Annotated in this window: 8 protein-coding genes; 2 read left to right on the top strand and 6 right to left on the bottom strand. The window is 71.7% G+C overall.

Going from position 1 to position 11,850, the window contains the following annotated elements:
• Together QZ500_RS10445 and QZ500_RS10440 are read left to right on the top strand one after the other, a co-directional pair.
• A partial coding sequence (locus QZ500_RS10445) for a CDP-6-deoxy-delta-3,4-glucoseen reductase (RefSeq protein ID WP_295854812.1) occupies positions 1-908 on the top strand: 908 nt, incomplete at its 5' end.
• A 46-nt stretch (positions 909-954) separates the two neighbouring features.
• Positions 955-1,926: a tripartite tricarboxylate transporter substrate binding protein gene (locus QZ500_RS10440; RefSeq protein ID WP_295854810.1), complete on the top strand. Its 972-nt coding sequence runs from the start codon at positions 955-957 to the stop codon at positions 1,924-1,926.
• A gap of 37 nt (positions 1,927-1,963) precedes the next feature.
• On the opposite strand, the gene QZ500_RS10435 is transcribed toward QZ500_RS10440, so the two are convergent.
• The 6 genes from QZ500_RS10435 to QZ500_RS10410 form a co-directional block, all read right to left on the bottom strand.
• Complete coding sequence (locus QZ500_RS10435; RefSeq protein ID WP_295854806.1) at positions 1,964-2,626, bottom strand: glycosyltransferase; 663 nt, start codon at positions 2,624-2,626, stop codon at positions 1,964-1,966.
• A complete protein-coding gene (locus QZ500_RS10430) occupies positions 2,623-3,273 on the bottom strand; it encodes a class I SAM-dependent methyltransferase (RefSeq protein ID WP_295854804.1) in 651 nt (216 codons plus the stop codon). The genes QZ500_RS10435 and QZ500_RS10430 overlap by 4 nt, the downstream gene beginning before the upstream one ends.
• Positions 3,273-4,040 (bottom strand): PIG-L deacetylase family protein, encoded by a 768-nt coding sequence (locus QZ500_RS10425; RefSeq protein WP_295854802.1) that lies wholly within the window; start codon positions 4,038-4,040, stop codon positions 3,273-3,275. Before QZ500_RS10425 ends, QZ500_RS10430 begins: the two co-directional genes overlap by 1 nt.
• Positions 4,028-5,068: an acyl-CoA dehydrogenase family protein gene (locus QZ500_RS10420; protein WP_295854799.1), complete on the bottom strand. Its 1,041-nt coding sequence runs from the start codon at positions 5,066-5,068 to the stop codon at positions 4,028-4,030. Before QZ500_RS10420 ends, QZ500_RS10425 begins: the two co-directional genes overlap by 13 nt.
• An 83-nt stretch (positions 5,069-5,151) precedes the next feature.
• Positions 5,152-6,633 (bottom strand): glycogen synthase GlgA, encoded by a 1,482-nt coding sequence (gene glgA / locus QZ500_RS10415; protein ID WP_295854797.1) that lies wholly within the window; start codon positions 6,631-6,633, stop codon positions 5,152-5,154.
• Entirely contained in the window at positions 6,630-11,738 is a 5,109-nt protein-coding gene (locus QZ500_RS10410) for a malto-oligosyltrehalose synthase (protein ID WP_295854796.1), read from the bottom strand. The genes glgA and QZ500_RS10410 overlap by 4 nt, the downstream gene beginning before the upstream one ends.
• Between the last annotated feature and the right edge of the window lie 112 nt (positions 11,739-11,850).

Here is an 11,850-nt window from a genome sequence, read left to right as displayed (position 1 = left end):
GCAAGTGCAAGAAGCTCAGCGGCTCCGTGGTCCATGGCGAGCACCAGCACAAGGCGCTCTCGGCAGCGGAAGAAGCCGACGGTTTCGTGCTCACCTGCCGCGCCGAGGCGCAGAGCGACGTGCTGCTCGAATCGCGCCAGGTGACCGACGAAAGCGGCTTTCCGGTCAAGCGCTTCCCGGTGCGGGTGCAGGCACTGGAGAAGAAGTCGGCCGACGTGATGCTGGTGCGGCTGCAACTGCCGGCCACCGAGCAGCTGCGCTACCACGCCGGCCAGTACATCGAGTTCATCCTGCGCGACGGCAGCCGCCGCGCGTATTCCATGGCCAGCGCTCCGCACACCCTGGCCGAGAGCGGGCCGCGGGCCGAACTGCACATCCGCCACATGCCGGGCGGCAAGTTCACCGACCACGTCTTCGGTGCGATGAAGGAGAAGGACATCCTGCGCTGCGAAGGCCCGTTCGGCAGCTTCTACCTGCGCGAGGAATCGACCAAGCCGATCGTGCTGCTCGCCTCGGGCACCGGCTTCGCGCCGATCAAGGCGCTGATCGAGCAGCTGCAGTTCAAGGCCAGCACCCGGCCGGTCGCGGTGTACTGGGGCGGCCGCCGCCCGGCCGACCTGTACCTGCACGACTGGATGCTGCAGAAGGCGGCGGAGATGCCGCATCTACAGTACGTGCCGGTCGTCTCCAACGCGTTGCCGGAGGACGGCTGGACCGGCCGCACCGGCTTCGTCCACCAGGCCGTGCTCGACGATGTCGCCGACCTGTCGGGCCATCAGGTCTATGCCTGCGGTGCGCCGATCGTGGTGGACTCGGCCCGCGCCGCCTACACCGCGCAGCGCGGCCTGCCCGACGAGGAATTCTTCGCCGACGCCTTCACCAGCGAAGCCGACAAGCACGGCGGCTGACCGCCGCGCTGCCCGCCCCTTTTCCTTTTTCCGATAACGAGACACCATGCAACGACGCCGCCTGCTCCTCTCCACCGCTGCCGCTGCCCTGGCCGCACCCGCCTTCGCGCAACCGGCCGCCGGCCGGCCGATCCGGCTGGTGGTGCCCTATGCGCCGGGCGGCCCGATCGACGTCACCGCGCGCGTGCTCGCCGAGCGGGTGTCGTCCACCCTCGGTACCGTCATCATCGACAACAAGCCGGGCGCCGGCGGCAACATCGGCGCCGACGCGGTGGCCAAGGCGGCGCCCGACGGGCTGACCATCGGCATCGCCGCGACCGCCACGCATGCGGTCAACCCGTGGCTCTACACCCGCATGCCGTACGACGCCGCACGCGACTTCTCCGGCATCACGCAGATGGTGCGGGTGCCCAACGTGCTGGTGATGAACGCCGACACCGCGCAGCGCCTGCAGATCCACAGCGTGGCCGACCTGATCGCCTACGGCAAGAAGAACCCGGGCAAGCTGAACTACGGCAGCGGCGGCAACGGCAGCGCGGGCCACCTGGCCGGCGAGATGTTCAAGGCGCAGGCCGGCATCTTCGCGGTGCACATCCCGTACAACGGCGGCAACCCGGCGCAGCTCGCGCTGCTGTCGGGCCAGGTCGATTTCAATTTCGACAACCTCGCGACCGCCGCACCGAACATCCGCTCGGGCAAGCTGAAGGCGCTGGCCGTCACCACCGCCGGCCGCAGCCCGGCACTGCCCGACGCGCCGCCGGTCGCCGACACGCTCAAGGGCTTCGCGATCGACACCTGGTGGGGCCTGGTCGCGCCGGCGCAGACACCGCGCGACGTCGTCGCCCGGCTCAACCAGGCCTTCGTCGCGGCGCTCAACGCGCCGGAAACCCGCAGCCGCTTCGCCGGCCTGATGGCCGAACCGGTGCCGACCACGCCCGACGAGTTCGACGCCTTCATGCGCGCCGAACTGGCCAAGTACCGCAGCGTGGTGAAGGCGTCTGGCGCCAAGGTCGACTGACGCTTCAGCGGCTTGTGCCGGCCGCGCGGCCCCGGTGTCAGACCGCCGGGACCGCGGCCATACCGCGTGCGTTCAACCACGCAGCGAAGCCTTCCGGCGCCCGGGCGACGCGGCGTGCGCTGGTGAGCACCCGCGGATCGCAGACCCACGCGACATGCGCTTCCTGCGCCAGCAGCGCCTCGACCAGCCGCACGTCCTCGTGCGCCACGATCTGCGCGAAGCCGCCTGCGCGGCGGTAGGCGTCGCGCGACACCCCGAAGTTCGCGCCGTGGATGTGGCGGTGCCCGTCCCGGTTCTGGTAGTGCGAGCGGAACGCCTCGGCCACCCGGGGCGGATGCTCGTGCCAGTCGTCCACCCCGATCGTCCCGCAGACCGCGTCGCTGCCGCAGGCGAGTTGCGCATTGATCCAGTGCGGCGGCACCCGGCTGTCGGCATCGGTGCAGCACAGCCAGCGCGCACCGAGCGCGATCAGGTGTTCGATGCCCGCCGACCGCGCTGCGCCGACGCAGCGCGCCCCAATCTCCACCACGTCGCAGCCGCGTGCGCGGGCGAGCGCAGCGGTGCCGTCGGTACAGGCGTCGGCCACGACCACGACCTGCACCGGTTCGTCGATCACCTCGACCGCGGCCCGCAGGACCGCGTCGAGGCAGGCGCCGATGTGCTCGGCTTCGTCGTGGGCAGGGATGCAGACGCCGATCACGGTGCGCTCTCGACCGCAGGAGCCAGGCGCTCCTGCGCGCCGCCGGTGGTGGCGACCGAGGTCTGGCCGCCGCGCTGCCAGACGTCGATCCGCATGTCCTCGTCCTGCCAGCCGCCGACATGCGCAAGCGGCACTACCTGCCGGGCCTCGGTATGCACTGCGTCGCCGCTGGTCGCGGCATCGCCGATCCGGCCGCGCCAGTGGCACATCAGGAGCTGGCCGCCCGGCTGCAGGTGGTCGGCCACCGTCGCGAGGAAGCGCTGGAAGTCTTCGTTCGGCAGGTAGTAGGCCAGCTCTGCCACGACGACGAGGTCGCTCGGCGTCGTCGGCCACAGCGCTGGGAAGCGGCCATGCAGCAGTTCCACGTTGTCGAAACCGGCGAGGGCCGAGGCCGCGCGGTCGATCGCGGCCCGGCTGGCGTCGGAGGCGACCAGTCGGTCGCAGCGTACCGCGAGGGCCAGCGTGTTGCCGCCGACCGAACAGCCCGGCTCGTAGATCTGTCCGTAGCGGGCGCGCGGCAAGGCAGCCAGCAGCAGGTCGCGCTTGCGGCGTTCGTACCAGCGCGCATGGACACCCCAGGGATCGGCGCTGTCGCGGTGCAGCGCATCGAAATGGTCGGCACTCGCGAACGGCGCAGGCATCGACATCAGGCCATCGCCCATTCTTCGCGGCCGCTCCAGGCCTGCAGGGCCGGCGGCATCAGCACCGGCGGCGTGGCGCCGTCGGCCGTGACCTGGCTGGCGAAAGCCTGGGTGGCGTGCGCCTTGGCCGCCAGCAAATCCGGCGGCACGACAATCCGCAGCAGGCGCCGGTGGCGCAGACGCCCGTGGGCCGCGTGGTCGGGTACCAGCGCCCAGACCGGAAATTCGATACAGCGTGCGCCGACGGTGCGGCAGGCCGCGAGCGTGGCGCGGGCGCAGGCTTCGTGGTCGGGATGGCCGTCGAAGCGCCAGGGCACGAAGACCGTGTCGTCCGGGCGCAGCGGCAGCCGCAAGGCCAGCGTCTTCTCGTGCGCCGGCACGCCTCCGTCGGGCAGGCCGAGGCGGATCGTCTCGGCCCGGATGCCCAGCCGGGCGAGCGCTTCCTCGGTTTCGTGAGGCCGCGTATGCCGCAAAGCATCGGGCGTCCAGTGCGCGGACTGCGGGTGGCTGCCTTCGCCGTCGGTCACGGCGCAGACGGTGATCGCATGGCCGCGCCGTGCCAGACGGGCCAACGTGCCCCCCAGGGCCAGCACCTCGTCGTCCGGATGCGGCGCCACCACCACGACCCGGCTGCCGGCCGGTACCAGTTGCTCCGGCGTGATCCGTTGGGCCGGGCAGGCCGAGGGACCCGTGCCATCGGTGGCGCGCGCCGCCGAGGCGGGTGCCGCCGTACGGCCCATGCGCGGCTTGTGCAGCGCGATCAGAGCATCCATGCAGTGTCTCCTTCCACCGCGGCGCCGAGTCGGCCCAGCACCGCCAGATCCCATTCGGCATGGCTCTGCCGCAGAAATACCGACAGGTCGGCGACCCGCCGTGCATGCGCCGCATCGCGGCACAGCGGCCCGGCGCCGAGCGCACGGCCGACCCGGTCGATCACCGTCGCAGCGGCGTGTTCGACGATGCCACGCACGCGCAGCGCCTCGCGGCGACCGAATGCCGTGCCGCCCGCCCGATGACCATCGACCGCTTCCGCGGCCGCCCGCAAGGTACAGGCCGATCCGGCCAGTGCACAATCCACAGCGCCCAAGTGGGCAGCCAGCAGGCCGTCGGCCTCCGCACCGCGCTGCGCGACCCGGTCGCGCAGCGGCGCCGCGATCGCCGTAGCCGCACCGTGCCAGCAGGCCGCAACACCTGCCGCGCCGTGCCAAAAGCCGTGGCGCTCCAGATAGGCGCCCGGCGCGCCAATCGGCACCGCGACCGCGCCGTCGAACAGCACATCCACGCTGCGGGTGCCGGCCATGCCCACTGCCGACCAGCCTTCTTCGGTGACGGTGACCGCCGGCTGCGCCATCGCCACGGCGAACAACTGCGAGCGATCGTCCGCATCGCGTGCCGTGACGAGCGCAGCACCGACATCGGCCGCGCCCGAGCACCAGCACTTGCGGCCACTCAGCAGGACCGTGCCATCCGCCGTATGGGTCTGGACACGCACAGCGGCGCCGGCAGGACCTTCCGACGCCCATACGCCCCACAGTCCGTCGACCGGCAGGACGCGTGCGCGCAGCTCCTGCCCGGCATCCGCGCCCAGCACCTCATTCAGGATGGACAGCGCGTCGAGGTGCGATTCGAGCAACTTGCCGACCACCACGTCGCGGCCGGTGGTGTCGGCCAGCCAGCGCCAGCGTCGGGCCGTGTCGCCCGTCGCGATATCGTCGCTGCAGGCCGTTGCGGCCTGCCAGGCGTGCTGTGCGACACCACACGGATCGGAGGAAACGAGATCGGGGATGGCATCGCGACGCATCTTTCGACCGTAGTGGCCCCTACGCTACAGCCCTGTCAGCGATGGCGCCCCGGACCTGTGGGACGCCGGTGGGATGACGCGCGTCAGGCCGGCTGTGCCTTCGCACGGCGAGCCGCCGCCAGCGGTGCGAACACCGCGTCATAAGCGCGCGCACTGTCCTGCCAGCCGAAGCCGCTCGCCATGCCGTTTCGCTGCAGTGCCCGCCAGAGCGGCGGATCGCGGAAGGCGGCCTGCAGCCGCTCCAGTCCGTCCACCAGCGCCGCAGGCGTCGCGTCGTCGATCACCACGCCGGTTGCCCGGTCCGCGCCTGCGGCTAGGTCCACCACCGAATCGGCCAGGCCGCCGGTCGCATGCACCAGCGGCGGCGTGCCGTAGAGCTGGCTGTACATCTGGTTGAGCCCGCACGGCTCGTAGCGCGACGGCATCAGAAAAGCGTCGGCGCCGGCCTCGATCCGGTGTGCCTGCAGTTCGCTGAAACCGACATGCACATGCACCTGCCGCGGATGGGCGGCGGCGGCGGCCCGCAGGGCGTCCTGCAAGGGCGCATCGCCCTGCCCCAGCACCACCAGCTGCGCGCCCTGCGCCACGATCCACGGCAGGGCCGCGACCACCAGGTCGATGCCCTTCTGCGCGGTCAGCCGGCCGACCAGCGCCAGCAGCAGCGCGTCCGGCCGCTCGGCCAGCCCGCATTCGCGCTGCAGTGCACCCTTGCAGACGGCCTTGCCCCAGAGCGCGTCGGGACGGAAGCGGTGCGGCAGCAGCGCGTCGGTCGCCGGGTTCCAGATGGAGGTATCCACTCCGTTGAGGATGCCGTGCAGCCGGTCGGCCCGGGCCTGCAGCACGCCGTGCAGGCCCATGCCGAGCGCTTCGGTACGGATCTCGCGCGCATAGGTCGGGCTGACGGTGGTGATCGCGTCGCAGAACAGTAGCCCGGCCTTCAGCATCGACAGCTGGCCCCAGTACTCCACGCCGTCCACGCCCTGCCACGCGGGCGGAATGCCGAGCGCGCCCGCCTCGTGCAGCGGAAACAGCCCCTGGAACGCGAGGTTGTGGATCGTCATCACGCTCGCGGCCGTCGTGGCGCCGTCGCGCCGGGCCAGGTGCAAGTAGAACGGCGCCAGGCCGCAGGTCCAGTCGTGGCAGTGCAGGATGTCTGGCTGCCAGCCGGTCCACGGCGAACGGTCGGACGAAAGCAGCGCCGCGACATGGGACAGGAAGGCGAAGCGCCGCGCGTTGTGCGGATGGTCGCGGCCTTGGGCATCGAGGTAGGGGCCGCCCGGCTGGCCGTACAGCTCCGGGCATTCGAGCAGCAGCAGCGTGACGCCGCCCGGCTGCCGTGCGGTGCTCAGCTGCGCTGCCGGCCAGCCGTCGCGTGCCGGCAGGGCCAGCACCGGCGTGCGCTCGCTCAGATCGGCGAACAGGGCTTCGTAAGCCGGCACCAGGACCAGGACCTCGTGGCCGAGGGCGGCCAGCGCCGGCGGCAGTGCGCCGCTCACGTCGCCCAGGCCGCCGGTCTTGACCCAGGGCGCATATTCGGGGGTGGCGAATAGGATTTTCAGACTCATCCCCGCATCATCCAGGATGCGGGCACCAGCACCGCGACCGGCAGCCTGGCCAGCACGCCGGCAACGTCCACCCCGCCGTCGGCCGCCAGCGCCACTGGACGGCCGGTGATCCAGTCCACCCAGTCCCCGCCGGAGGGCAACGCGACCGCGGTGTCCTGCCAGAGCGCCCGCCGTGCGGCCGCGTCGGCCGGCAGCGTCGCGGTGGCCGAGCGCAGCAGCCGTGCGGCGACGGTGACCACGCTGCCGGCATCGCCGGTACGGGTGAAGGCGACCAGCTGGTGGGCCCGGGCACCGGTCGGCTGCACCGGACGGTAGTCGCCCTGGGCGAATACTTCCGGCCGCGCCTGCCGCAGCTGCAGCAGACGCCAGGTGACCAGCTGCTTGACGCGCCCGTTCTCGGGCGTGGCGAGCAGTGCGGCCCAGTCGGCGTCGGACGGCGGACCGTCCGCATAGAGTTGCTGGAGCTGCGCGAGCATGTCCGAGAGCCGGTCGAAATCCACCGGCCGGCGGTTGTCCGGATCGACCAGGCTGAAGTTCCAATGCTCGCAGCCGTGGTAGATGTCCGGCACGCCCGGCGAGGTCAGCTTCAGGGCCACCAGCGACAGGCTGTTGGCGCAGCCGAAGGGCGCGATGCCGTCCACGAAAGCCTGGATGTCCTGCAGCAGCGCCGCGCCGCGCACCGGGTCGAACAGGCCGTCGATGAAGCCGGCCACCGCATTCTCGTAGTCGGCGCGGTTATCCAACCAGCTGGTGTGCCGCTTGGCCTCGCGGATCGCCTTCAGCATGTAGGCCTGCAGCCGCTCGCGCAACGTGTCGCACTCCCCGGCATCGGGCGCGGCCAGCGGCCATACGCCGACCAGCGTCTGCCAGAACAGGTACTCGTCGTTGCGGTCCGGGGCGGGCTCGCCGTCCACCGGCCGGCGCAGCGGCGCGGCGAGCGCATGCCAGCGGCCGATCGCGGCCTCCCACTCGGCCGGGATTTCCGACAGCACGTCGATCCGGGTGCGCACGTCCTCCGAGCGCTTGCTGTCGTGGGTCGAGGTGCCGAGCAGCCAGTGGGGCCGCGTCGCCATGTCGTGGGCGTTGGCGGCGTGGAAGTCCGCCGCGGTGATGCCGAAACGCTGCGGGTCCCCGCCCACGTCGTTCAGCGACACCAGCCGGTTGTAGCGGTAGAAGGCGGTGTCCTCCATCGCCTTGGCCATGACCGGCGCGGTGAACTGCTGCCAGCGGGCGACGAAGCGCATCACCGCCGCGCGGCGGTCCGCATCCTCGATCGTGCAGGCGTCCAGCAGCAGGCCGCGCAGGTGGTCGATCACCGTGACCTCCTCGCCCTCGCTGCGCGCCTTGGCGCAGTCGGCGGCGTGGTCGATCACTGCGCGGTCGGCCGGCCGCACCGCCGTGTCCTGCGCGCGGATGTAGGTACGGTAGACCGGGAAGCAGGCAGCCACCACCGCCAGCGCATCGCGCAGGCGGTTGCGGGTGAAGTCGCAGGTGCGCCGGTCGGCGCGGGTGATGCGGTAGAGCGCCTCGGTCAGCCAGCCGAGCTCGCTCGACAGCGCATGGTCGATCACATGCAGCTTGGCGTCGAACACGATGTCGTCGAAGCCGTCGCGCTCGCCGGTGAAGGTGCCGTACAGCGCATCGAACGCCGCCTCGTTGGCCGTCTCCACGAACACGCTGTTGACCAGCCCGGAGAACCGGTAGCCGGTGCCGCCGTGCACCGGCCATTCGGGCGGCAACTCCTCGTCGTAGTCGAGGATCTTCTCGACGACCAGGTACAGCGCCCGGCGCGCATGGCCGTCGATGTCGGCGAGCGAGGCGAAGCGGCCCTGCAGACGCTCGAAATACCCGCGCGGGTCCGACAGCCCGTCCGGATGGTCGATCCGCAGCGCGGCGATCCGGCCGTCCTGCAGCCAGCGCAGGATGCGGCGGTGCGTCGCCTCGAACACCTCGTCCAGCTCCTGCCGCACCCCGGCCAGGGTGTTCACGTCGAAGAAGCGGCGGTAGTTGATGTCGTCGCCCGCCACCCGCCAGTAGGCGAGCCGGTAGGCCTGCCGGCGCACCAGTGCGTCGAGCGCATCGACGCTCGCCGGCTGGTCAGCGCTGCCGTTGAGCTGCTTGACGCAGGCCTGCACCCACGGCTCGAACCAGGGCTGCTTGCGCACCAGCCGGGCCAGCGCGCGCTTGTGCAGGGGCCGGTCGCGCTCGCGGGCCTCGCGTGCGGATGCCGAGAGATCGTCGCGGGCCGGCAGCGTCGCGAAGGCGTGCATCAGCGACTGCACCGCCGCCTGCGCGTCGCGCTGGTCCTCGTTCTGCGCGGCCGGCATCGGCAGGGCCGACAGGATCGCGGCGTAGTCGCGCGGGTCGATCGGGAAGCGGTGGTCGAAATAGTGCAGCCAGAACTCGCCCGCCTCGGGCTCGAAGCGCAGCTGCAGTTCGCCGGCTTCCAGCACCCGGCCGTAGTGGTCGCCCAGCACCGGCAGCAGCACCTTGCCGGCCATCTCGGGCGCCGACGGGTTCCACTCGATGTCGAAGAACGGCGCATGGACCGCCGCCGGGCCGTTCTCCAGCACGTCGAGCCACCAGGCATTGTCGGCCTCGAGCACGCCCATGTGGTTCGGCACGATGTCGAGCATCTGCTGCATGCCGTGGCGGCGCAGTGCGCGGCAGAGCCGGTCGAAATCGGCCTCGTCGCCCACTTCCGGGTTCAGCGCGTTGTGGTCGACGATGTCGTAGCCGTGCGTGCTGCCGGCGCGGGCGCGCAGGTAGGGCGAGGCGTAGAGGTGGCTGATGCCGAGCGCATGCAGGTAGGGCACGATCGCCGTCGCCTGCTCGAAGCGCATGTCGGCATGGAACTGGATCCGGTAGGTGGACGACGGGATCTGCGCCGTCTCGAGGCCCGGCAGTTCGCCCGGCCCGATCAGCGGGCGTTCCGGCCGCGGGCCGCTGCGCCGCGCCCGCAGCACCGCCGCCACCGACAGCATGCGCGGATCGGTCGCCAACTCCTCCACCTCGAGCGACAGCTTGCGCCGCCAGTTCGGGAACACGTCCTCGCCGGTGCCAGGCACGTTGACCTGCAGCAGCTGCTGCGTCACATCCTCCAACTGCACGCCCACCAGCAGCGACGGGGTGCGCGCCAGGAAGGCGTAGACCGCATCGGCGAAGGCCGGGGTGCTCTCGGGCAGCGAGGTCGGATGTACGGTGGTGCCCGGCGGCAGCAGGCCTTCGCGGTCGAGCGCGAGCAGCAGCTGCGCGCGGTCGGCCGAGCGGGCCATCACCTGCTGGCCGTGCACCTGCTCGCTCGGGTAGAGGTGCAGGCGCGCCTGCAGCTCGATGTCCTCGCCGCTCCAGAAGCCGCGCAGGGTCGGCAGGTCGTGGGTGCTGACCACGGCCAGCGCTTCGGCCGGCCATTCCTCCGGCGAGCGGAAGCTGCCGTCGTGGCCGCGTTCGAAGAACAGCGGGCGGTACGACAGCAGCGCGCGTTCGTGCATCGCCTCGCGCATGCGGGGTGCGACGTTGCCGAGATCCTCGCCGATCACCATGCAGCGGTGGCGATGGCTCTCCAGCGCCAGGATGCCGAGCAGGTCGTCGAGCGGATAGGACACGTAGGACCCGCCCGTCGGCGAGATCCAGAACAGCCGCATCAGCCCCATCACATGGTCGAGCCGCAGTGCGCCGGCATGGCGCATGTTGGCGCGCAGGGTCTCGATGAACGGCTGGTAGCGGCCGGCCTGCAGCCGCGCCGGGTTGAGCGGCGGCAGGCCCCAGTTCTGGCCGAGCGCGTTGAGCGCGTCGGGCGGCGCGCCGACGTGCATGCCGAGCGCATAGGCGGACGGCTCGGTCCAGGTCTCGGAGCCGCCCTCGTTCACCCCGACTGCCAGGTCGCAGTACAGCCCCAGGCCCATGCCGGTGGCGCGGGCGCGCTGCTGGGCCGCGGCGAGCTGCTGGTCGGTCAGCCACTGCAGCCACAGATGGAAACCGACCCGCTCCTCGTGGGTGCGGACGAATTCGGCCACCGCCGGGCTGTCGGGCGAGCGGTATTCCGCCGGCCATGCCGGCCAGCCCCAGACCGTCGGGTCGGCAGCGAAGAAGTGCGCCTGCAGCGCTTCGAACAGCGCATGCGCCCGCAGCCCCTCGCCGCGCGCAGAGACGAAGTCGGTGAAGGCCCGCGCCCGATCCGACGCGGCGACCAGGTGTCGGCTGCGGAAGTGCTTCCACAGCAGTTCCAGCACGCCGGTCTTGGCCGCGGCGACCTGGGCGTAATCGACCATCTCGGCGGCGCGCAACTGCTGCAGCCGGCGCTGGAAGTCCTCGCTGTCGACCCAGCGGCGGGCCTCGTCGCATTCGAGGAATTCCGGCAGCGCCTCCACGTCGAGGTAGATCGGGTTGAGCGCGTTGCGGCTCGACGGGCTGTAGGGGCTGGCGACCTCCGGCCGGTGCGGGAAGAGCGCATGCAGCGGGTTCAGCCCGACGAAGGACGCACCCTGCAGCGCCATCGCCTGCATCAGGGTGCGCAGGTCGGTGAAATCGCCGATGCCCCAGTTGCGCGCCGACCGCAGCGCGTACAGCTGCACGCACGGGCCCCACCAGCGTTCGCCGACCTGCAGCGCCTCCGGCATCCAGCAGCGGGCCGGCGTGGCGATCACGGTGCAGTAGGAGGCGGTGTCGTCCGCGGCTTCCAGCCGGTGGTAGCCGGCCGGCAGATGCGCGGGCAGCACGACGTAGGGATGACCGTCGCCGCCGGTGTGGTTGTGGAGGGTCTCGGCGGTGCCGCCCTCCAGCACCAGCCGCCAGGCGCGGCCATCCGGGATGCCGGCGGCCAGCCGCACGCCGTAGGCATCGGCCCCTTCGCGCACCACCACGACAGGCGGCAGCGGCTCGGAACGGGCCGCGCCTTCGGCGGCGAGCGAGGACCGGACCTGCGCGGCATCGGCCGCCGGCAGGCCCATCGCCATCAGGGCGGTGCGCAGGGTGTCGTCGGGCACCACCCGGTCCACGCCGAAGAAGTCGTGGTAGCTGGTGGCCAGCCCGACGCGGGACGCCAGCGCATGCAGCGCGGCACGTTCGTCGTCGGTGGTTGGCACGGGAGCGGAAGATTCGGTCACGGCAGGGCTTTCAGGAAAGGGATGCAGCCGCTGCCGACCGGTACCGCCGGCGCCGTGCACCGGCTGCGACCGTCCGCGCAGCAGCTATCGAATCTATAGCGCGTGGCGCACG

The organism is uncultured Xylophilus sp. (assembly GCA_913776965.1).
GTDB lineage: Bacteria > Pseudomonadota > Gammaproteobacteria > Burkholderiales > Burkholderiaceae_C > Xylophilus.
This window is presented reverse-complemented; position numbering and strand designations above follow the sequence as displayed.